Origin of the sequence: Nonomuraea sp. NPDC050536 (assembly GCF_044457685.1) — a bacterium.
In the GTDB taxonomy this organism is placed as follows: domain Bacteria; phylum Actinomycetota; class Actinomycetes; order Streptosporangiales; family Streptosporangiaceae; genus Nonomuraea.
Genome location: NZ_JBITHD010000003.1, coordinates 519,197 through 540,596, shown reverse-complemented (window position 1 = coordinate 540,596; position 21,400 = coordinate 519,197). Strand labels below are relative to the sequence as shown.

Sequence of the window (21,400 nt, the reverse complement as noted above, 5' to 3'; positions counted from 1 at the left end):
GCGATGAACTTCGGAAACGTCGTCTCCGCGGAGGTCATCAAGATCCGCACGGTTCCGTCCTACCTGATCGCGGCGCTGGCGGCCGTGCTGCTGTGCGGGCTCGGCGCGCTGTCCATCGCCGGCGCGGTCGACGCCCAGGGCCACGTGCCGCTCGTGGCACGCGGCGACGCGTCCGCCGCACAGGGTTCGTCGGTGGCCGTCATCGCGATCCCGTCGGACATCCTGCTCTATCTGCTGATGGTGATCGGCGTGCTGATCGCCACCGCGGACCTGCGCAATGGCACGTTCCGCATCTCGTCGATGATGGTGCCGTGGCGGGGGCGGCTGCTGGCGGCCAAGTACACCGCCGCGGCCGCCGTCGCGCTGGTGGTGTCGCTGGCCGGGCTGGTCGTCGGCTACCTCGGCGGACTCGTCGGCGCGGGCGGCGCCTTCTCGCCGTTCTCCGGTGACGGGCCGGTGGTGCTGCTGGCCATCCTGCTGGCCGCGCCGCTGGCGGCCGTGCTCGGAGTCGCGGTCGGGCTGCTCATGAAGAGCACGGCCGCCGCCGTCTCGACGCTGCTGATCTGGGGGCTGGGCGTCGAGCAGATCCTCCTGTTCGTCCTGCCCCACAACGTGGCGGCGTTCCTGCCGTTCAAGACGGTGGGGGCGAACGCCGCCATCATCGGCGTGCTGGGGCCGATCCCCGGGCTCGCGGTGTTCGCGGTGATCGTGGCCGTGGTGGCGGGCGCCGCCACCGCCGTCCACTCCCGCCGCGACCTCGCCTGAGCATCCCTTTCCGACGTCCCCGCCCTCACCCGAGGCCGGGGACGTCGCCATGTAGTGCTCCAGAAAAGGTGCTGTGAGCTGCGCAGATGGGCGGGGAAGCGGGGAGGAAGCGGCGGCTGGCCATACTCGGGACGAGTACGGCACCGCTCGGGGGATCGGCAGCCGGTGCCCGCCGCACAACACGGGGAGGTACGACGAAGTGAGCACGCCCGCCGTCGTCCCGGAGTCGTTACGGGAGATGGGCAAGCTGGTCTCGCCCTACGGATTGGTGTCGAGGCTGAGCTGGCTGCCCGTGGCCGAAGGGGAACCGAACTTCCCGATCTACTCTGGCTCGCTGGGGAACCCGGGTGCCGTGCTGAGCACGCAGGCGGGATGGGAGCACGACCCGTCGTCGGGCAACTTCGACGGCGCCGGAGGCGACCTGGACCGGGAGGTGGCCGCGCACCTGGCGGTGGCCGAGTCGCTGGAGCGGTACTCCTCCTGCGCGTGGCATCCCGATCGGCTGATCTGGGCGAGCGCGCAGGAGCTGGGGGAGGAGGCCGTCGCGCCGCAGCGGTGGCCCACCTGCTCGGCGACCGAGCTGGCCGATCCGCGGTGCGGGCTGGTGGCCAGTGATCCGCGGATTCCGATCAGGTGGGTGCGAGGGTGGTCGTTCACCCGTAACCGGCCGGTGTACGTGCCCGCCGTACAGGTGTGGCTGAAGTGTCCGCCTGAGTCGGCCGCCGAGAGGTACACGCACAACGTCTCGACCGGATGCGCGGCGCACAGTGATCCGCTGGCCGCCGTGACCAACGGCCTGCTCGAGGTGATCGAGCGGGACTCCATCAGCCTGACCTGGCTGCAGCGGCTGCGGTTGCCGCGGCTGGAGTTCGACCTGGAGGAGCTGGCGCCGCGGCATCGGGCGTTCGCGGCGCGCGGGGCTTCGGAGAACATCCGGACGCTGCTGTTCGATGCCACCACCGACCTAGGAGTGCCGGTGATCTACGGGGTGCAGCTGGCCGACCATGACCCCGAGCTGGCCCAGGTGGTGATCGCCACCTGCGAGGTCGATCCCGGCAGGGCCGTCGCCAAGCTCTTTCGGGAGAGCGCGTCCCTGCGGATCGCGTTGCGGGCCCTGAGCGGGCAGGAGCCGACGGAGCACGGCGTGATCGGCGGGGCTCTGGAGTCGGGGCCGCTCGACCGGCGCGCACGCTTCGACTTCCTGCTGGAGGGTGAGCGGCCTGCCCATCGGCTGAGTGATCTGCCACGGCCCGGGCCCGGTGAGGAGGCGCTGCCCTGGTTGCTGGGGCGGATGCGCCACGCTGGGTGCGAGGTGGTCGTGGTGGACATCTCCACCGACGAGGCCAGGCAGGTCGGCGCCACCGTCGTCCGGGTGCTGGTGCCGGAGCTGATGCCGCTGTCGTTCGCGCACCGGGCCCGCTATCTGGCCCATCCCCGGCTGTACGAGGCGCCGCGGGCCATGGGCCACCCGGTGCACGCAGAGCCCGAGATCAACCCGCTGCCCCAGCCGTTCGCGTGAGGTGACCGTGCCCTTCCACCTGTTGATCCTCGCCGCGGGATCGTTCGGTCACGCCGTGGCCGGGCGGCTCCGCCGTACCTTCGACGCCCACGTGCTGCCCGTCGACCAGGGGACCCATCCCAGCCTGTGGCCGCACGCCGACCTGATCGTGCTGGCCACCGACCGGGAGCGGGCGCGGCTGGCCGAGGGCGTGGACTACGCGGCGCACGCCTGGCGCCTGCCGTGGTTCCCGGTGCACCTGAGCGCGACCGAGGTGCACTGCGGCCCGGTCGTCGTGCCAGGCCGTACGGCATGCCACGCCTGCTACGTCAAGCGCCGCGCCCAGCACGGCCGGGCGCCCGAGCAGGGAGAGCAGGCGCCGAGCGGATACCCGGAACACCACGTGGGCATCGCCGCCGCGTTCGCGCGGCAGGCGATCGAGGAGGCCCGCGCCGAGCCCGACCCGGGAACGCTGGGCGCCACGGTGCGCAGATTCGGCCAGGTGGACGGGATCACGCAGGCCGGCCCGGTGGTCGCGGTCGACAGGTGCCCGCGCTGCCGTACCAGGGGCGAGCAGGAGCTGTGGGAGCTGTTCGAAGGGGTGGGCGCGTGACGGGGGAATCGGTGATCACCGCGGAGACGATGGGCGCCGCGGCCAGGTACGACCCGCAGATCCGCGTCCCCGCCAGGCCCAGGGTCAGGCGCGGGCTGGTGATCGACCACCAGGACGACCAGGTCGTGGTGTCCGGCGGCCCGAAGCGGCAGCTGCTGCGCGGCCGCTCGGCCACCGACCTGCTGCCCCGGCTGCTGGCCCTGCTGGATGGCGTACGGGGCCACGCCGAGCTGGCGCTGGAGCTGGGCATCCCCGAGGAGTCGGTGTTCAAGGCGCTGTCGCTGCTGTGGACGTGCGGTGTCGTGGAGGAGGCCGCGCCTCCGGGGCCGCTGCCCGATACGGGCGACGACCTGGCCGACTTCCTGTCCCGGATGGGCGATGCGACGGGCGCCAACGCGGCCTGGGAGCAGGCGGCGATCCGCCTCGGCCACGCCCGGGTGGAGATCTTCGGCGACGCCGACGACCTGATCGCCGAGCTGGCCCCCTCGCTGCGCGTCACCCGCGCGGCGGAAGCCGTACCCGCGCAGGAGACCACGTTCGCCGTGTGGATCGACGACGGCGGTGAAGGTCCTGCGCAGGCGTGCTGGGAGCGCGGCATCCCGCTGGTACGGCTGCGCGTCACGGGGCGCACCGCAGTGCTCGGCCCGCTGGCCGACCCGCGCGTGACGGCCTGCCTGGCCTGCCGTACGGCAGGCGAGACCGACGACGACAGGACGCCGGGCGACGGCGACAGGGCGCTGGCGGTGGCGCTGTTCGCCAGGGACCTGTTCGCGTTCCTGTCGCGGGCGGTGACCGCGCCGTGGCCGATGCGCTGGCGCTCGGTGGACCTGGCGACGCTGGCACAGCAGGACACCTCGGCCGCCACCAGGCCCGGCTGCCCCACCTGCTCGGTCGCGCCGGGCCCCCTGGGCGAACCGCCGCTGGCGGCGCGGTACGAGAGCGCGATCGCGTTTCCCCCCAAGGAGTACGCCGACATCAAGGCCCACCAGATGCACTACAAGCCCTCGAACATGGCGCTGCAGCGCATCGCGCCGTCCTGGCCGGTGGCGCGGCGGGTGGAGCTGCCGCCGCCCGACTTCGACCTGCTCGCCACCCCCTCACCCGGCAAGCTGGACGCCGACCGGCTGTCGCTGCTGCTGGCCGTCACGGCGGGCATCCAGGCCGACAGCCCGCAGCGGCTGTTCCGTTGGACGGCCAGCGGAGGCAACATCGGGTCCGTCGTGGCGTATCCGGTGGTCCGCGACGTGCCCGGCCTGGACCCGGGAATCTACGGCTACGCCGCCACCGACCATCGGCTGGCCTGGTTGTCCAGTGCCGAGCTGCCCGGCGACGGCCCGGCGAGCCTGGTGCTGACCGGCGACTTCAACAAGGTGGCGCGCAAGTACGCCGCGTTCGCGCTGCGCATCGTGTTGCTCGACAGCGGCTGCGCGCAGGCCACCTGCCGCCTGGCCGCCCGCGCGCTCGGCCTCGACCTGGCCCTGCGCCCGCGCTGGGACGACGACGCGATCGCCGAACTGCTCGGCGTCGATCCCGACACCCACCCGATCACCGCCGTGATCGACCTGGGAGGCACCCGGTGACCAACGCGCACACCCTCGCCGCCGAACTCATCCAGGCCTTCCGCGTGCATGCTCGGCGAACCAGGAGTCCCGAGGCCGTGAAACCCGAGGCTGTGGGGCCTGCCGTACGAGCTGAGCCGATCACAGGTGAACGGACGGATCTGCTCAGCACGCTGGCCAGGCGGCGTTCGCAGCGGTTCTTCGAGCCCGGCCCGATCCCCGCGGGGCTGCTCGCGGGCGTCATCGACAGCGGGATCACGGAGGACGAGTCCGCCTGGCCAGGCGAGCAGGAACTGCAGACGGACGTGGTCGCCGTCGCCGTCGAAGGGCTGGAGCCGGCCATGTACTCCTACGCGGCCAGGGCCTACACCCCCGTCGCGCCCCTGCCGCCGGAGCGGGAGCTGGAGAACCTGACACTGCAGGCCGAGTTCGGCAGATCCGCGGCGATCGTCTCGATCGCGGTGGATCTGAGCGGGATCGACGCGCACGGATACCGGATGCTGCTCGGGCGGGCCAGCGCGGCCGCCTACACGATGTGGCTCGACGCGGTCGCGCTCGGGCTGGCGGGCACCGTCTTCGCCGGGTTCATCCCGGCCTCCGTGCGCCGGCCGCTGCGCGCCGACGGGACCGGCCGCCACCACGTCTTCGCCCTGGCAGTTGGGCGAGAACCCCTCGAACACAGAAAGGAGTGAAAAACGTGGACAACTACCAGCTGGAGCTGTACGCGATCAGCGATTCGCTGGAGCTGGAACCCCTCGCTGAAGGCGCCTCGGCCACCGGGCCGTGCATCAACTCCGCCTCCACGGGTTCGACGGTCTCCAGCGCCTCGTGCCCGGCCTCGTCGGCCTCGTCCTTCGGATCGTTCTCCAGTTACACCTAGTCAGGAGTGAGAGATGAACCCAGAGCCCATCGAGCTCTACGCCTTCGATGACGGCTTCGACATCGAGGAACTGCCCGCGGGCAACGCGCTGGGCAGCTGGTTCTGCGCCTCCTCGGCGTCGACGGCGTCCTGCCCGGGAAGCTCGGCCGCCAGCCTCGGCTCGGCTTCGACCTTCGGCTGACGAGGAGACCCGTCATGGAAGATCTCGAACTGTACGCGTTCGACGACACGCTCGCGATCGAGGAACTGCCCGCGGGCAACGCCCTCGGCTGCTTCGCCTGCGCGACCTCGGCGTCGTCGGCGTCGTGCCCGGCGAGCTCCGCCTCCAGTTTCACCACCGCTTCCAGTTACTCGTGGTAGGTGAGCAGAAGATGGATCCCCTCGATCTGAACGCCGTCGAACTGCCCGAAGACGGGCTGGAGCTGGAGCGGTTCCGCGACGGGGTGGCGCTGGCCACCTTGAGCACGACCTCCACGCTGGGCACCGCCAGCTGCCCGAGCACCGCGGGATCGGTGATGACCGCGATGTGCTACGGCCCGTCGTGACCGATCAGGAAGCCGGCTGGGGCCGGAGACGGCCTCAGCCCTCCCCACCGGAGAGTTGATGATCAGCGAACCCAGGCTCCGCGAGGACGTCGAGCTGCTCACCGGCATGGACGACCATCCGCTGGTGTACGACCCGGCCAACGGCACCTACCACCGCATCACCCGCTCGGCCAAGGTGGTGCTCTCCCATCTGGACGGCACCAGGACCAGGGAGGAACTGCTGGCCTTCCTGGGCGAGCGGGGCGGCAGGAGGGAGGAGCTGGAGGCGTTTCTGGCGAGCCTGGAGCAGAGCGGGCTGCTGGTCGGCTCGCAGCGGGATCCGGAGAAGAAGAAGCGGATCCGCACCTCGATGTTCATGCCGCGGATCATCCTCACCCGCGCCCTGCCGGGCCTGCTCGAACCGCCGGCCGCGGTGCTGCGCCGGGTCGACCCGCGGGCGCTGGTGGTCCTCGCGTCGCTGGGCGCGCTGGTGGGCTTCCCGCTCGGGGTGTACACCTTGGTGCACTCGCCGCCGCCGTTCGAGCATCTCGGCGGCGCGCCGTTCATCGTGGCCGCGATCCTGCAACTGCTGTCTGTGGTCGTGCACGAGAGCGCGCACGCGCTGGTCGCCCAGGTGCTCCGGGTCCCCGTCCGCGGGCTGGGCGTGGCGCTGCTGTTCTACTTCCTGCCGTTGGCCTTCGTCGACCGCACCGACGCCTACCGCCTGCGGGGCCGCGGCGGGAGGGTGGTGCTGGCGCTGGCCGGAGTGATGAGTGACGGCTGGCTCACCGGCGTCAACGCGGTCGTCGCGCTCACCGCGCACGGGTTCGTGCAGCACACCTCGCTGTTCCTGCTGGGCTTCCAGCTCGTCGGGCTGGTGATCAACCTCAACCCGCTGCTGCCCAGCGACGGCTACACCGCGATCGAGGTCGCCACCGGGCTGGTCGACCCGCGCGGCAGGGCCTTCACGCTGCTCGGCAACCTCGTCGTGCCGCGCCCGCTGCCGCCGTACCTGACCAACCTGCCGCGCCGCGCGCGCCTGGCCTACCTGGCCTACGGGCTGATCTCCACCACCTACGTCTGCGTGCTCGCGCTGTCGATGCTGTCGGCGCTGCCATGGATCGTGCAGGGCATCGTGGCCTCGGCGGGCCGATGAGGGGCGTCCCCGGCCGGATCTCCGGCCCCGTGCTGGCCCGCGTCGCCGGACTGCCCGCCGACGTGCTGGACCTCGTCGGCATGCCCACCCGCGACCTGCTCGACGAGCTCGCCCGCTGCAGGGAGGAGCTGGAACGGCTCGCGCCCGCGCTGGTGGACGCGCTGTTCGAGCTGGTGCCGCTGCTGGACGACGACGTGCCGCTGCGCCGCCGGGTGCTGGCGGGCAAGCGCGCGGTCAACAGGCTCGCCCCGCTGCCGTGGGACGACGACGTCGTGGCCCGCGTCCGCGCGCGGCTGCCCGGCGGGCTCGTCGAGGAGTGGATACGGCTCACCGCCGGGGGCGCCGAGCTGACCGCCAAGCTCGCCACCCACCTGGCCGCCGACCGTTCCGCCGCGCTCGAGGCTCTGCGCTCCTGCCTCGACGACCCCGGCTTCGCCCGCTCGCTGGCCCTCACCGCTCCCGACTGGATCCGGTACGGCAAGCGCGACACCCCGCGGGATCGCCAGACGCTGTACTCCTACGTCTCCCGCGCGGCGGTCAAGACCAGCCCGATGTCGGGCCTGACCACGGTCGGGCTGGCCGGGGCGGCGGGCCGGGGCCGGGCGCGCAGCCGTACCGCCGCCACCCCCGCCTACCGGGAGCTGTGGCGGCTGGCCCACGCCGAGGAGACCGCCGCAGGCCTGCGCTACCGGCCCGGCCACCTGGCGGGCGACCTGTTCCTGCACAGCGCGGTCCAGGAGGTGGACGGCATCGTCTGGCGGCAGGACAGCGTGGTCGAGGCCGACCACGCCCGGCCCTGGCTCGCCAGGCTGCCCGGCGCGGAGCTGACGCTGACCGAGATCCTCGACGCCGTCGGCGGCGAACGACCCTTCGCCCGCTTCCTGCGCCTGCTGGACACCGGCGTGCTGCACCCGATCCCGCCCTGGGGCCGCGGCCAGGAACCCTTCGCGGCGCTCGGCCTGCCCCGCACCGGCCAGGTGGGTGCCGACGCCCGCGACGGCGACGTGCCCGCCCGACTGGCCGCCGTCGCCGAGGTCGGGCTGATCTACGAGGACAGGGAGACCGTTCTCGACCTGCCCGACCCGTTCGCGCTGCCGCCCGTCCGCGACGACCTGGCCGAGCTGACCGCCCGCATGCGGCCCTGGATCTTCCGCTCCCACGTCTACGACCTGCTCGTCGAGCGCTTCGTGGCCGAGTACGGCGAGGGCGGCACCTGCCCCGATCCGCTCGGCTTCCTCATGCGCCTGTCACCCGAGGGCGACTCCAACGGCCCCCTCGACCAGGCAGTCGCCCAGGACCTGCGCGCCCGCGCCGACCCCGGCCGGCGGGCCTGGCTGCCCGTCGGTCCCACCAGCGCGCCACCCGCCGCCGCGCTCCTGCTCCAGCTCGAGGCCGAGGACCAGGCCGCCGTCGCCGCGGGCGACTACCGCATGGTCGTCAACAACTTCAGCTACGGCAGCGGCGGCCTGTTCACCCGGTTCCGCGGGCTGCTCGGCGACGACCTGCGGGAGCGGCTGGCCGCCCACCTGGCCGCCTGCTGGCCCGAGGTGAGCCGCCGCGAGCTGGTGGTGTGGACCGAGTGCAACACCGTCCAGGCCGAGTGCGCGGGGCTGCTGCAGCCGCTGGTGCTGCCCGGCGAGCTGGACGGCCCCGGCGGCGTCTGCCTGGGTGCGACCACGCTCGCCCACGACGCGGGCACCGGCACCCTGTCGCTCCTGGACGCCTCGGGCGAGCCGGTGGGCCTGGCCTACCTGGGGCTCATCCCGCAGCACCTGCTCCAGTCCTACGTGCGGCTGCTGGCTGTACTGGCCGACCCGTGGATCAACGCCGCCCCCTACTCCGACTACACCATGATCAAAGCCTACGAACTGCAGGCCCACTGCGGCCCCGACGTCGTCGCCCTGCCCCGCCAGAGCGTCGGCAGGGTCGTCACCCGGCGCGCTTCCTGGATCGTGCCCGTCGACCGGCTGCCGCTGCCCGTACGCGGTCAGGCCGAGGCCGAGCCGGCGCTGTCCGCCGACCGGTTCAGGCGCGCTCACGGACTGCCGGAGGAGGTGTTCGTGCACCAGCTCGGCAGCACCACGCTGAGCATGGGCGGCGAACGCAAACCGCTGTGGGTGTCGCTTGCCTCGCCGCTGTCGCTGGGCGCGCTCGCCCAGTGGCTGCGGCCCGAGACCCGGCACGTGCGCGTCGTCGAGGCGCTTCCGAGCCGTGACCGGCATCCGCAGCTCGACGCCGACGGGCGGCGCAGAGCCACCGAACACGCCGTGCTCGTGCGCTGGCCGCGGCAGGGAGGCTGACGTGGACTGGTGGTACGCCCGCGCCTACCCAGGCGGTCAGGAGCTGATGGACCCCGCGACCCGGGTGCTCGTGCCCTGGCTGCGCGCCCAGGGCGGAACCCGGTGGTTCTTCATCCGCTACTGGGACATGACCGGACACCACCTGCGGCTGCGCCTGCAGGCCCCGCCCGACGAGATCGACCGCGTCCACGAACGCGTGCCGGAGCTGCGCGCGCTCATCGACACGCTGCGCCCGGAGCCCGAGGACCGGCTCGTCACCGGCGACTTCCCCGGCCCGCTGCCGGCCCACCGCGCGGTCAGGACCGGGCTGTACGCGCCAGAATTCGGCAAGTACGGCGGCGCCGCCGGGGTCGCGCTGGCCGAGGACCTGTTCACTCGGGCCAGCGCCTGGTACGCCGACAACGACCTGACCAAGCTGGCCCGCTCCACCGACCGGGCCTGGCTGGCCGTCGCCTACCTGCGCTCGGTGGTCGCGGCCGCGCTGCCCCCGGGGGAGAAGGACGCCTTCTGGGCGGCGCATCGCAGGCACTGGGGATGGCAGCTGCGGCTGGCCGTACCGGATCAAGGCCGGTTGCGCGAGCTCGTCGGGCGCACGGTCGCCTCGGTGGAGCCGCCCGCTCTGGACGTGGGCGAGCTGGTCTCCGCCGTGGTGGAAACGCTGGATCAAGCCGGGATGTCGCGCGCGCACCTGCTGCTGCAGTACGTCCACATGGACCTGAACCGGTGGGGGTTCGTGCCCGCCGAGGAATGCCTGCTGGGACTGATCGCCGCGCACTGATGGAAAGTACTTGCCAAGTTGGCAAGTAGATAGCAACATGGAAAGCGAAGAACCTGACGTATCGAGAGAGGTTCGTCGCCATGCCCATGAACGACCTGGCGGTCGTGTTCGACGACGTGGTCAAGCGCTACGACGCGCTGGCCGCCATGGACGGCATCACGCTCACCATCGACAGCGGGGAGATCTTCGGCTTCCTCGGCCCGAACGGCGCGGGCAAGACCACCAGCATCGAGACGCTCGCCGGGTTGCGCAGGCCCACCTCCGGCCGGGTCATGGTGTTCGGCTTCGACCCCGTGGCCCAGCGCGACGAGGTGCGCCGCCTGGTCGCCATCCAGCCGCAGCACGCCGCCCTCTTCGAGCACCAGACGGTGGCCGAGCTGCTGCGCGTGTGGGCCTCCTTCTACCCCGACCCTGCCGACCCCGAGGAGATCATCCAGCGGCTCGGCCTGGGCGACTCCAGGGACGTGCGGGTCCGCAAGCTCTCCGGCGGCCAGCGGCAGCGCCTGCTCGTCGGCACCGCGTTGATCTCCCGGCCCCGGCTGCTCGTCCTGGACGAGCCGTCCACCGGCATGGACCCCAACGCGCGCCAGGACCTGTGGGCGGCGATCCGCGCCTACCGCGAGGCGGGCGGCACCGCGCTGCTGTCGACCCACTCGATGGAGGAGGCCGAGACGCTCTGCGACCGCGTCGCCATTCTCCACCAGGGCAAGGTGGTCGCGCTCGGCGAGCCCACCGAGCTGATCCTGCGGCACTCACCCGAGCAGGAGCTCCACTTCACCGTCACGGGCGGCACGGGACTGGACGCGCTGCAGGCCAGGCCCGAGGTGGTCGAGCTGACCACGCACGAGCAGAACGGCCACACGCGCGTACGGTTGCGCACCTCCGACCCCGACGCGCTGTTCGCCGTCCTGACCGGCGACCTGGGCGCGCGGCAGATCCAGACCAGGGACGCCGGGCTCGAGGCGGTCTTCCGCCGGGTCACCGGCCGCACGTTCGCCGAGATCGACGGAGAGGGATGACGCCATGGCCTCCGCCACCCGCGAGCTGGTCGGCCTGCACGTTCGCGAGCTGATCAGAGACCGCCGCTACTTCTGGTTCGCGCTGTTCTTCCCCTTCTTCATGGCGGGGATCTTCCTGACGATCGCCAAGCTCATGCCCGAAGGCAACGGCAACACCCCCGACTTCGAGCAGATCGTCGTGCCGATGGCGCTCTACCTGTCGGTCACCGGCACCGCGCTCACCATGACAGCGGGACCGATCGCCGGCATGCGCGCCAAGGGCACGCTGCGCCTGCTCGGCACCACCCCGGTCAGCCGCGCGCGGCTGCTGCTCACCCACTGGCCCGCCCGGCTGGCCATGGTGGTGATCCAGACCGTGCTCGTGCTCGCCGCGGCCCTGATCATGGGTCTGGTACGGCCAGCCGCGCTGCCCGCGCTGTTCGGGATCACGCTGCTCGGACTGGGCATGTTCGCCGGCATCGGCTACCTCATCGGCGGCCGGATGTCCTCGCCCGACGCCGCCACCAACGTGGCCACGCTGGTGCAGCTCGCGGCGCTGTTCCTGAGCGGGCTGACGTTGCCGCTCTGGCTGCTCCCCAAGGGGGTGTCCGGGGTGCTGAGCCTGCTGCCGAGCTCGTTCTACGCTGATCTGATGGCCACGCAGCTGCCGGGCGGGCGGCCCTTCCACTCCGTGGGGGTTTCGGTGGCCGTGGTGGTCGCCACCACCGTCGTCGTGGCGCTGCTCGCCGTAAAGACGTTCAAATGGGAGCAGGGAGAGTGAGCGGGATGGACAGGGAACAGGCGGAGCAGGCCCTCGCCGACGCCAGGGCCGCGGGCTCCCGGATACGGGCCAAGGCGCGGCTGCACGCGGTCGTCGCCGCCGGGCTGGGCGTGCTGGCCGTGGTGATCCTGCTGGTGTTCGGGGTGCTCGTGCCGCCGCCGGCCAGCTACGCGATCACCGCGGTGGGGCTGGTGCCGCTGCTCGTGCTCATCGTCTACACCAGCACCCGGCCCGTCGTGCCGCGTCACTACCGCAGCCTGTACGCGCTGTGCGGGGCCGGCGGCGCCGGGATCTACTCGGCGGTGGTCGTGGTGGGGTCGGCGGTGTTTCCCGGCTCGTGGGCATGGTGGCTGCCGGGGGCGCTGGTCACTGCCGTACCCTTCTTCGTCGTGGCATATCTGGACCTCAGGGCCGGCCGTGAACCATCCACGTAAGGCGCTCGACGAGATCATCCACTCGCCGGTGCGGTTCTCCATCGTGGCCGCGCTGGCGGCGGTGGACGAGGCCGACTTCCGATCCGTGGGCGACACCGTGGAGATCACCGACTCGGCGCTGTCCAAGCAGATCTCGACGCTGGAGAGAGCGGGCTACGTCAAGGTGCGCAAGACGTTCGTGGGCAAGCGGCCGCGCAGCTACCTGTCGCTGACGGCCGCGGGGCGGCGCGCCTTCGACCGCCACCTCCAGGCCCTGCGCGCCATCGCCGAAGGCGCCACGGTCCCGCCCGCCGAGTGACCCCGCCGTCCCAGCTAGAGCACCGGGTCGTGGAGGAAGGCGCGGGCCTGGCGGGTGCGGGCGACGACGCGGGCCACGCCGGAGCTCAGCGCGACCTCCTCGGCGCTGGTGAGGGTGACGCGGGCCGCCTCGGGATCCCCCATGAGGATGCGGGTGGTGCCCAGGTCGAGCAGGACGTCCGACTGCATGACGCGGTCGCCCAGGTGGGTGGCGATGTCCAGGACCTCGAGCAGCTCCGGGTAGGCGTTCTCCGGAGTCCCCGTGCGGGCCGACTGCATCGCCAGGCCGCGCCGGATCTGGGCCTCGCCGCGGAGGCTGCCCCCCGAACGGCACAGCGCGAGCGCGCGGTCGAGGTAGGCCTGGGCGGCGTCGGTGCCGTGGGAGAGCAGCGCCAGCCCGCCGAGCGCGTCGGCCTCGGCCACCGGGTCGCCGGTCTCCCTGAGCAGGCACGCCGCCTCCTCGTAGGCGGCGTGCGCACCGGCCACGTCGCCGTGGATCCTGCGCAGGTCGGCTTGCAGCCGCAGCGCCAGCCCGCGGCCGTGGCGGTCGTCGAGGTCCCCGAACAGGCCCAGCGCCCGGTCGAGATGCGCGGCCGACCGGGCGTAGTCGCCGACCAGCAGGGCCCGCTGGCCGAGGGAGTAGTGGATGGCCGCCTGCCCGCGCAGGTTTCCTGCCTTCCTGGCGCACGACAGCGCGATCTCGTGTGACTCCAGCCAGGCCTGGAAGTGGGCTCCCGCCTCGAAGCACGCCAGCGGGGCCACCGCGAGTTCCCAGCAGGACTCCGACAGCCCGGCCGCGGCGGCACGCCGTACGGCGGTCATGAGCAGAGGCAGGTGGTCGGCGAACCAGGAGGCGCCGGGCGCGGCCGGGGTGACGTCGTAACGCGGCGCCGAGCCGCGCGGTACGCAGTGACCCGGGCCGCGCAGCGCGGCGTGCGAGGCGTCGGCCTGCGCCAGCCACGCGCCGAACGCCCGCGTCAGTGCGGCGGTCAGCGCGGGGGCCGAGTCCTCGGCGATGGCTCGATCGGCGCCGAAGCCGAGCAGAAGCTCATGACATCGGAAGACCTCGCCCGAGCCGGGCGACGCCTCGTGCTGTGTGGAGGCGCGGGCTACCAGGACGTGGTGTTCCGCCAGGTCCTCCAGGAGGGTGGCGGCCGTGTCCACGGGGGCGTCGGCCAGGGCGGCGGCGATCTCCACCGGGACCTCGGGCACGCCGTAGTAGCCGATCGCGCGCAGCAGCGCCCGGTGCCGCGCGCGCAGCGCCTCGTAGCCGCGCGCCAGGATCGGCGTCATCGCGCGGTCGTCGTGGCGCAGCTCGCGCAGGATGCGGGCCGGATCGGACAGACGCTGGGCAAGGTGTTCCAGCCGCCAGTGCGGCCGTACGGCGAGCTTGGCCGCGGCGATGCGCAGCGCGGCGGGCAACCTGGCGCACAGCTCCGCCACCCGCGCGGCGGCCTCGGGCTCGGCGGCCACGCGGCGGGCCCCCGCGCCCTCGGCCAGCAGCGCGAGCGCGTCGCCGGGAGCGAGCGGGGGCACGTCCACCCGTACCGCGTCCGGCAGGGTGGCCAGTGGCGAGTGGCTGGTCACCAGGACCGCGCAGCCGTCGTGTCCCGGCAGGAAGAGCCGCACCACGCGGGGGTCGGACACGCCGTCCAGGACGATCAGCACCCGCCGCGAGGCGAGCACGGACCGCAGCAGGGCGGAACGGGCGGCCACGCCGGCGGGAATGCCGGAAACCCCGAGAGCGAACAGGAAGGCCGCCAGCACCTCGCCGGGGTCGCGCAGGTCGTCGGCGAACAGCTGGCCGTCGGGGTGGCCGGGCGCCATCCGGTGCGCGGCCTCCAGGCACAGCGCCGTCTTGCCCGACCCGCCCGGCCCGGTGAACACCGTCAGCGGCGCGAGCGGCAGCTGTTCGGGATCGCGCCCGACGAGCCGGCCGGGCCGCGGCGGAAGCTGCCGGGGGACGGGCGTGGCGGCCGGGTGTTCGACCGCGATCTCCTCGGTGAGCTCGAGCGTGCTGTCCTGGCGCAGCACCCGCAGATGCAGCTCCTGGAGCGCGGGCGCGGGATCGGTGCCCAGCTCCGTACGCAGCAGCGCCTCCAGGTCGGCGAAGACCCGCAGTGCCTCGCTCCCGCGCTCGGAACGATACAGGGCGAGCATGAGCTGGCCGTGGAAACGTTCGCGCAGCGGATGCCGGCCGGTCAGGTGCCGCAGCTCGGCGATGATCTCGCGGTGCCGGCCGAGCGCCAGGTCGGCGTCGACGCGGTCCTCGGTCGCGGTCATGCGGCGTTCGTTCCACTCCTCGGCCGCGGTCACCGACGCCGTGCTGTCGAGCCCGTCCAGCGCCGGGCCTCGCCACAGCCGCAACGCCTCGCGCAGCGTGCGCGCGGTCCCGCCGTGATCACCCCGCTCCGAGCAGTCCGCGGCCCGCTCGCATGAACGGGCGAAAACGAACGCGTCCACCTCATCCTCGGCGGCCGCCAGCGTGTAAACGTTGTCGTGGACGTCGATGGTCACCCCGTGCCTGCGTAGTTCCCCGACTCCGCGATGCACCTGATTGCGCGCGCTTTTGCTCGGCGTGTCCCCGTAAATCGCGTCGACCAGCGTGTCGACGGAAGCCGAGAAGGCGGGTCTCAGCAGCAGGTGCGCCAGCACCGCCCGGGAGCGCCGGGTGGCGAGCCGGATCTCCTCCCCTTTCTCCGCAATCGCGGGTGGCCCAAGGATGACAAATCGGATTGGCGACACATTGCCCCCTTATGAGTGCCGCCGTAATTGTCCCAAATTAGATTTACTTTGTCCCTGTCTGGTACCCCTACTTTCCCGTCAACTTCCGCAAGGCCGCTGTTACCGCGCCAGGATCGACGAGCTGGTGCAGATGGTGCCCGGGCGTCCGCAGCACCGGCCAGCCCCGCCGCCGCGCCTCCTCCGCGAACGTGTCGTACGGCGGGCCGAACCACAGGTAGCCGCACCTGCCGCGATCCCAGCCGGCGGGCACAGGGACGCGCTGGGTGTAGTAGTCCAGCGGCAGCCGCGGCTGCTCGGCCACCACCGCGGCCCTGGTGGCCGCGTCGGGGAACATGGGCGCCACGTCCTCCTCGCTCCACCAGTCGGTCCAGCGCGGCAGCACGCCCCGCTCGTCGGCCAGCCCGCGCAGGAACGGCTGGAACTCCTCCTCGGCCGCCCGCACCAGCCCCTCCCGCGGCGGCAGGTGGGCGTCGGCGAACACACACGCCTCCACTCGGTCGCCCAGCCCCTCCCTGATCACGGGCAGGAACAGTCCCGCGTTGCTGTGCGCCACCAGCGCCACCCGCCCCTCCGGCGTGCCGGCCCGCACCGCCTCGACCACGGCGGGCCAGTACGGCGGGCCGCCCCGGGTGACGCCGGTCAGGTCGGGCACCACGGCGGCGTGGCCCGCCCGCTGCAGCGCGGCGGCCACCGGCGCCCAGGTCAACGGGCCAACGGACGGGCTGTGCACGAGCACGAAGGTCGACTGCATGCCCCTACCCTCGCCCATCGCCCGCCTTGGAGAACCCCGATCAGCCCAGAGCTGACCAGTTAGACGATCAGTTGGTGCCGGGCCGCGGGGTGGCGGGTGCCGTCGTAGGCGACCCAGGCCTCGGCCAGGCGCTCGACCGCCAGCGTGAGCTCCTCCTTCGGGAACAGGAAGTGCAGACGCATCCGGTCGGCCAGCCCGCCCAGCGGATCGAACGACCTGCCCGGTGCCACGGCGACACCGTGCCTGAGCGCCACCTGGGAGAAGGAGTCCACGTCGCCCCGCGGAATCCGCACCCACAGCGTCTGGCCGCCGAGCGCGGGTTCGAACGTCCAGCCGGGAAGCCGGGAACGCAGCTCGGTGCAGAGGTGGTCGTGGTCGGCGCGCAGCCGGTCGACCCTGGCCCGCCGTACTTCGTCGAGGCGGCGCAGCAGGATGGCGGCGGCGAGCTGCGAGACCACCTCGCCGCCCAGGTCGTGGATCGCGCGCAGCCGGGCGAGCCGGGAGATCAGCGGCGCCGTGGCGCGGATCCACCCCACGCGCAGCCCGCCCCACACCAGCTTGCTCATCGAGGCGATCGTGATGACGTGCTCGGCGTCGCCCGAGGCGTAGCGGGCCAGCGGCGGGGGAGTCTCGCCCGAGAAGCAGAGCTCGGCGTTGACCTCGTCGTCGATCAGCGGCGCGTCGAGCGCGGCGGCCCGCCCGACCAGGCGGCGCCGCTCGGGCGGATCCATGATCGAGCCGGTGGGGTTGCTCGCCGTGGGTACCACGTAGATCGCCGCGGGCCGGTCAGGGGACTCGAGCGGCTTGACGATCGCGGCGGCGTGGCGGAAGACCTCCAGCGCGCCCGGATACGTCGGCGCCTGCGTGAGCACGGTGTCACCCGGCGCCAGGAGCAGCGCCGCCAGCAGGGTGAGCGCCTGCTGGGCGCCGGTCGTCACCAGGATCTCCTGCGGCGAGGTCGGCAGCCCGCGGTCGCGGTAGTAGCCGGCGACCGCCTCGCGCAGCGCCGGATTGCCCGCCGGTTGGTAGCCCAGGTCACGGGTCCCGGACAGCCGCGCGGCGGCCTCCTGGTAGGCCTCCACCATCAGCGCCGGCGGCTCGTCAGGGGCCGCGCAGGTCAGCAACTGCACGCCGTCCGGCGGATGCAGGATGTGCAGCAGCAGCGGGTTGGCCACCACGCTGTCGGCGGTGCGGGTGGCGGGCAGGTCGAGCGGGGCGACCCGGGTGCCGCTGCCCTGACGGCGCACCACGCGGCCCTCCTGCTGCAGCAGGTCGTAGGCGGCCACCACGGTGCCGCGACCGACCGCGAGACGGGCGGCCAGGACCCGGTCGGGCGGCAGCGGCTCGCCCGAGGGCAGCACGCCGTCGTCGATCAGGGCGCGGAACCTGGCCGCGAGCAGCAGGTAGAGCGGCCCGCGACCGGACGCCCAGCGCCCCAGCAGGTCGACCAGATCATCGAGATTGGCCCCATTCATGGACCAATTCTGCCGCATTGGATCTGAACTTCCTCCACATTTCCGGCGAAGCTGGTGGCATGAGACCAGACACCAGGGCCGTTCACCTGCCGCAACCCCCGATCGAGCACAGCCGCCCCATCACCGTGCCGATCTACCAGACCTCCGGCTTCGTGTTCGACGACCCGGCGGTGATGGCCGACGCCATGGGCCGCCCCGACGGCCCGTTCGTGTACGGCCGCTACACCAACCCCACCGTCCGCTCGCTGGAGGAGGCGATCTCCGGCCTGGAGGGCGGCGCCGGCGCCATCGCCACCGGCTCGGGCATGGCCGCGATCAACACGGTGCTGCTCGGCCTGCTCAAGCCGGGCGACCACCTGATCGCCCAGAAGGCGCTCTACGGCGGGACCGCCGCCATGATCAACGAACTGGTCGCCCGCTTCGGCATCACCGTCAGCTACGTGCCCGAGGACGACCCCGCCGCCCTGCGCGCAGCCGTACGCCCCGAGACCAGGCTCGTCTACCTGGAGACCATCGCCAACCCCATCGCCCAGGTCGCCGACCTGCCCGGCATGTGCGCCGCGGCCCGCGACCTCGGCCTCCTCTCGGTGGTCGACAACACCTTCGCCTCGCCGATCCTGTGCCGTCCGATCGAGCACGGCGCGGACATCGTCGTCCACTCCACCACGAAGTACCTCTCCGGCCACACCGACGTCGTCGGCGGCATCGCGGTCTTCGCCGACGAGGCGCTGTGGAAGAAGGTGTGGCACTTCGCGATCGAACTCGGGGCCGCCGCCGACCCCTTCGCCGCCTGGCTCACGCTGCGCGGGCTGCAGACGCTGGCACTGCGGATGGAGCGGCACTGCTCCAACACCCGCCTGCTGGCCACCCGGCTCGCCGAACATCCGGCCGTCTCGGCGGTCCACTGGCCGGGGCTGCCCGGCCACCCCTCCTACGAGCTGGCGGTCAAGCTGCTGCCGGACTTCGGCGGGGTCTTCGCCTTCGACCTGGCCGGGGGGCGTGAGGCGGGGGAGAAGTTCATGAGCTCCATCCGGCTCGCGCTGCTCGCGCCCTCGCTCGGCGGGGTCGAGACGCTCGTCCTCCACCCGGCGACGACGTCCCACCGCTCGCTCAGCGCCGCCGAACTGTCCCGCCACGGCATCAGCGAAGGCACGGTCCGCATCGCCGTCGGCATCGAACACCCAGAGGACCTCTGGGAGGACATCTCCCAGGCCCTTTCCTGACCCCGCGCGCGCTCTTGCGCTGCCCGGGCGTGCCCGCGTGCTGCTCGGGCGTGCCCGCGTGTTGCTCGGGGTGTGCCCGTGTGCTGCTCGGGCGTGACCTGGGAGCCGGGAAATGCGGGAGCCCGCTGCCAGGAGGGTTGACGGGAGGGTTAGGGGATTAGGAAAATGCCTCAGTGTTGTCCGAGATGCAGGCGCTGGCGAGCCGGCCCAGGTTGCTGATCCTGGAGTGGTTGAAGGACCCCGTGGCGCACTTTCCGCCGCAGGTCGACGGGGATCTGGTGGCCGACGGGGTGTGCTCGCTGTTCATCGCGCAGAAGCTCGGGATGATGCAGCCGAGCGCCACCGGGCACCTCAAGATCCTGGAGCGGGCCGGGCTGGTCCGGGGAAAGCGGATCAAGCAGTGGGTGTTCTACCAGCGGGACGAGCGGCGGATAGCAGAGCTCAAGCGGACCATCGACCAGGAGCTGTGATGATATTTCCGGATGTGCGGGCGGCGGCCGAGCGGATACGCGGGCACGTCCTGCGGACACCCGTCTACGAGGTGGCGCCGGGGCTGTTCTTCAAGCTGGAGCAGTTGCAGCATTCCGGGTCGTTCAAGGTACGCGGGGCGTTCAACCGGATCCTGTCGGCGGGAAGCGTGCCCGAGGCCGGGGTCATCGCGGCCAGCGGCGGCAACCACGGGCTGGCTGTGGCGTACGCGGCCAGGTCGCTGGGCGTGCGGGCGGAGATCTTCGTGCCGACCGTGACGAGCCCGGTCAAGGTGGCGGGGCTGCGGGCCCTGGGCGCCGACATCACGCAGACGGGGTCGATCTATTCGGAGGCCGCCGAGGCCGCCGCCAAACGCGCCGCCGAGTCAGGGGCACTGGAGGTGCACGCCTACGACCAGCCCGAAGTGGTGGCAGGCCAGGGCACGGTCGGTCTGGAGATCGTGGAGCAGACGGGCGGCGTCGACACGATCCTGGTAGCCGTGGGCGGCGGCGGCCTCATCGCCGGCATCGTCCTCGGCTCCAGCGCCCTGCCCACCGCGCGCCAGGCCGCCGCGAAGACCGGTCCCGCGATGGACTCCGGCACCCTGCCCACCGCGGGCAAGGGCGACGCGAAGACCGGACCGCGGGTTGTGGCGGTGGAGCCGGAGTTGACGCATGCGTTGCACAGTGCGCTGGAGGCGGGGAGGCCTGTGCCCGTTGAGGTGAGCGGGGTGGGGGCTGATGCGCTGGGGGCCACGAAGGTGGGGGCGCTGGCCTACGACATCGTGTCCCGTGCCGGGGTCGCCAGCGTGCTCGTGTCCGACGAGGCGATCATCGAGGCCCGCCGTACCCTCTGGGAGAAGTACCGCCTGGCCGTCGAGCACGCCGGTGCGACGGCCTATGCCGCGCTCCTGGCGGGCGCCTACGTGCCCGAGCCGGGGGAGCGGGTGGCGGTGCTGGTGTGCGGGTCGAACACCGACCCGGCCACGCTGGCTCAGCCGCGGGAGTGACCCGCGGGGTCGCTCTCGGGAGCGACGCCGGGCAGGAAACGGACATCTAGACTCGCCCGGTGGAGTCCCGGCGTGTCGATCTCGCGATCACCGTGGCCGTCACCGCGGCCACCGTGATCCCGGTGCTGGTGCCGAGTCCGCGGCCGTGGTGGGTGATCGGGCTGGCGGTGCTGGCGTCGGTGCCCGTGTACTGGGTACGGCGCGCGCCCATCCGGGCCAGCCTGGTGGTAGGCCTGGCCATGACCGCGATGGTGGTGTGGGAGAAGCCGCTGCTGCCGTTCGGGCCGCTGGTTGGCCTCTACACGATCGCCGCGCAGAGTACGGCCCTGCAGCGGCTGGTCGTGGTGCCGGCGACCGCGGTGATCGTGACGGCCTCGCTCCTGGTGCCGCACGAGGACTCCGAGGCGTGGCGCTTCGTCGGCACGTCGTTCGTGGCCGCCTACGCGCTCGGGCTCGGCGCCAGGGCGCGCCGGGCCCAGGCCGCCGAGGTGGCCGAGCGTGCGCGGCGGGTAGCGGTGGAGCGGGCGCAGGCCGCGGACGAGGAGCGCACCCGCATCGCCCGCGACGTGCACGACATCGTCACCCACTCCGTCGGGCTGATGGTCGTGCAGGCCGAGGCGGGACCCGTGGTGCTGCGCTCCGATCCGGCCAGGGCCGAGCACGCCTTCGACACCATCGCCGAGACGGGCCGCGCGGCGCTGCTGCAGCTCCGCGGGCTGATCGGGACCCTGCGCGCCGAGCGGCCCGGCCTGGCCGCGCTTCCTCAGCTGGTGGAGCGCATCGCCAGGACGGGGCTGCGGGTCGAGCTGGCCATCGAGGGGGAGCCGCGGCCGGTCCCCGACGAGGTCGACGCGGCCGCCTACCGGATCGTCCAGGAGGCGCTGACCAACGTGCTGCGGCACTCGAATGCGCAGGCCGTACGCATCCAGCTCGCGTGGGGAGACGGCCTGCGCGTAGAGGTGGCCGACGACGGCGGGGCCGCGCCGGGCGAGCACGGGCTCAAGGGGATGCGGGAGCGGGCCGAGTCGGGTGGGCATGGGGTCAAGGGGATGCGGGAGCGGGCCGAGGCCTGTGGCGGGACGCTGCACGCCGGGCCGGGGCCCGGTGGCTTCGTCGTGTCGGCCGAGCTTCCTGTTGGATGAGGGC

At 72.7% G+C, this 21,400-nt stretch carries 23 protein-coding genes; 20 read left to right on the top strand and 3 right to left on the bottom strand.

Translation table 11 applies throughout. From position 1 onward, the window contains the following. The first annotated feature begins 3 nt into the window (after positions 1 to 3). The 16 genes from ACIBHX_RS12525 (at position 4) to ACIBHX_RS12450 (ending at position 12,584) form a co-directional block, all read left to right on the top strand. Entirely contained in the window at positions 4 to 765 is a 762-nt protein-coding gene (locus ACIBHX_RS12525; protein ID WP_397066887.1) for a hypothetical protein, read from the top strand. 199 nt (positions 766 to 964) lie between these two features. Further along, a complete protein-coding gene (locus tag ACIBHX_RS12520; protein WP_397066886.1) occupies positions 965 to 2,284 on the top strand; it encodes a YcaO-like family protein in 1,320 nt (439 codons plus the stop codon). A 7-nt stretch (positions 2,285 to 2,291) separates the two neighbouring features. Then, entirely contained in the window at positions 2,292 to 2,876 is a 585-nt protein-coding gene (locus tag ACIBHX_RS12515; protein WP_397066885.1) for a TOMM precursor leader peptide-binding protein, read from the top strand. Continuing rightward, positions 2,873 to 4,456, top strand: coding sequence for a nitroreductase family protein (locus ACIBHX_RS12510; protein ID WP_397066883.1), 1,584 nt, complete (start codon positions 2,873 to 2,875; stop codon positions 4,454 to 4,456). The genes ACIBHX_RS12515 and ACIBHX_RS12510 overlap by 4 nt, the downstream gene beginning before the upstream one ends. Continuing rightward, complete coding sequence (locus ACIBHX_RS12505; protein WP_397066881.1) at positions 4,453 to 5,127, top strand: nitroreductase family protein; 675 nt, start codon at positions 4,453 to 4,455, stop codon at positions 5,125 to 5,127. Before ACIBHX_RS12510 ends, ACIBHX_RS12505 begins: the two co-directional genes overlap by 4 nt. A gap of 5 nt (positions 5,128 to 5,132) precedes the next feature. Beyond that, positions 5,133 to 5,315 carry a thiocillin family RiPP gene (locus ACIBHX_RS12500; protein WP_397066879.1) on the top strand — a complete coding sequence of 61 codons (183 nt, stop codon included), beginning with the start codon at positions 5,133 to 5,135 and terminating at the stop codon, positions 5,313 to 5,315. 13 nt (positions 5,316 to 5,328) lie between these two features. Further along, positions 5,329 to 5,496: a thiocillin family RiPP gene (locus tag ACIBHX_RS12495; RefSeq protein WP_397066877.1), complete on the top strand. Its 168-nt coding sequence runs from the start codon at positions 5,329 to 5,331 to the stop codon at positions 5,494 to 5,496. A gap of 14 nt (positions 5,497 to 5,510) precedes the next feature. Beyond that, entirely contained in the window at positions 5,511 to 5,675 is a 165-nt protein-coding gene (locus tag ACIBHX_RS12490; RefSeq protein WP_397066875.1) for a thiocillin family RiPP, read from the top strand. 11 nt (positions 5,676 to 5,686) lie between these two features. After that, positions 5,687 to 5,860, top strand: a complete 174-nt coding sequence (locus ACIBHX_RS12485; RefSeq protein WP_397066873.1) for a thiocillin family RiPP — start codon at positions 5,687 to 5,689, stop codon at positions 5,858 to 5,860. A gap of 58 nt (positions 5,861 to 5,918) precedes the next feature. Then, a complete protein-coding gene (locus ACIBHX_RS12480; RefSeq protein ID WP_397066871.1) occupies positions 5,919 to 6,995 on the top strand; it encodes a hypothetical protein in 1,077 nt (358 codons plus the stop codon). Further along, positions 6,992 to 9,295 (top strand): lantibiotic dehydratase, encoded by a 2,304-nt coding sequence (locus tag ACIBHX_RS12475; protein WP_397066869.1) that lies wholly within the window; start codon positions 6,992 to 6,994, stop codon positions 9,293 to 9,295. Before ACIBHX_RS12480 ends, ACIBHX_RS12475 begins: the two co-directional genes overlap by 4 nt. Position 9,296: 1 nt before the next feature. Further along, complete coding sequence (locus ACIBHX_RS12470) at positions 9,297 to 10,073, top strand: lantibiotic dehydratase C-terminal domain-containing protein (protein ID WP_397066867.1); 777 nt, start codon at positions 9,297 to 9,299, stop codon at positions 10,071 to 10,073. An 80-nt stretch (positions 10,074 to 10,153) separates the two neighbouring features. Beyond that, on the top strand, positions 10,154 to 11,092 hold the full coding sequence (locus ACIBHX_RS12465; RefSeq protein ID WP_397066866.1) for an ABC transporter ATP-binding protein: 939 nt from the start codon (positions 10,154 to 10,156) through the stop codon (positions 11,090 to 11,092). Between the two features lie 4 nt (positions 11,093 to 11,096). Further along, positions 11,097 to 11,852 (top strand): ABC transporter permease, encoded by a 756-nt coding sequence (locus ACIBHX_RS12460; protein WP_397066865.1) that lies wholly within the window; start codon positions 11,097 to 11,099, stop codon positions 11,850 to 11,852. A gap of 5 nt (positions 11,853 to 11,857) precedes the next feature. Then, the gene (locus ACIBHX_RS12455; RefSeq protein ID WP_397066863.1) at positions 11,858 to 12,286 is read left to right on the top strand and encodes a hypothetical protein; all 429 of its coding nucleotides are present in this window, start codon (positions 11,858 to 11,860) and stop codon (positions 12,284 to 12,286) included. Next, positions 12,270 to 12,584 (top strand): winged helix-turn-helix domain-containing protein, encoded by a 315-nt coding sequence (locus tag ACIBHX_RS12450; protein WP_397066861.1) that lies wholly within the window; start codon positions 12,270 to 12,272, stop codon positions 12,582 to 12,584. The genes ACIBHX_RS12455 and ACIBHX_RS12450 overlap by 17 nt, the downstream gene beginning before the upstream one ends. A 14-nt stretch (positions 12,585 to 12,598) precedes the next feature. On the opposite strand, the gene ACIBHX_RS12445 is transcribed toward ACIBHX_RS12450, so the two are convergent. The 3 genes from ACIBHX_RS12445 to ACIBHX_RS12435 form a co-directional block, all read right to left on the bottom strand. Next, the gene (locus tag ACIBHX_RS12445; protein ID WP_397066859.1) at positions 12,599 to 15,328 is read right to left on the bottom strand and encodes a BTAD domain-containing putative transcriptional regulator; all 2,730 of its coding nucleotides are present in this window, start codon (positions 15,326 to 15,328) and stop codon (positions 12,599 to 12,601) included. Between the two features lie 67 nt (positions 15,329 to 15,395). Continuing rightward, complete coding sequence (locus tag ACIBHX_RS12440; protein WP_397066857.1) at positions 15,396 to 16,079, bottom strand: alpha/beta hydrolase; 684 nt, start codon at positions 16,077 to 16,079, stop codon at positions 15,396 to 15,398. 59 nt (positions 16,080 to 16,138) lie between these two features. Next, on the bottom strand, positions 16,139 to 17,554 hold the full coding sequence (locus tag ACIBHX_RS12435; RefSeq protein ID WP_397066855.1) for a PLP-dependent aminotransferase family protein: 1,416 nt from the start codon (positions 17,552 to 17,554) through the stop codon (positions 16,139 to 16,141). Positions 17,555 to 17,613: 59 nt separating this feature from the next. Here ACIBHX_RS12435 and ACIBHX_RS12430 point away from each other — a divergent pair, with 59 nt between their 5' ends. From ACIBHX_RS12430 to ACIBHX_RS12415, 4 genes are all read left to right on the top strand, one after another. Continuing rightward, positions 17,614 to 18,777: a trans-sulfuration enzyme family protein gene (locus ACIBHX_RS12430; protein ID WP_397066854.1), complete on the top strand. Its 1,164-nt coding sequence runs from the start codon at positions 17,614 to 17,616 to the stop codon at positions 18,775 to 18,777. Between the two features lie 173 nt (positions 18,778 to 18,950). Next, complete coding sequence (locus ACIBHX_RS12425; protein ID WP_397066852.1) at positions 18,951 to 19,247, top strand: ArsR/SmtB family transcription factor; 297 nt, start codon at positions 18,951 to 18,953, stop codon at positions 19,245 to 19,247. Continuing rightward, a complete protein-coding gene (locus ACIBHX_RS12420) occupies positions 19,247 to 20,254 on the top strand; it encodes a threonine/serine dehydratase (protein WP_397066850.1) in 1,008 nt (335 codons plus the stop codon). The genes ACIBHX_RS12425 and ACIBHX_RS12420 overlap by 1 nt, the downstream gene beginning before the upstream one ends. Positions 20,255 to 20,313: 59 nt before the next feature. Then, positions 20,314 to 21,396 carry a sensor histidine kinase gene (locus ACIBHX_RS12415; protein WP_397066848.1) on the top strand — a complete coding sequence of 361 codons (1,083 nt, stop codon included), beginning with the start codon at positions 20,314 to 20,316 and terminating at the stop codon, positions 21,394 to 21,396. Positions 21,397 to 21,400: the final 4 nt, after the last annotated feature.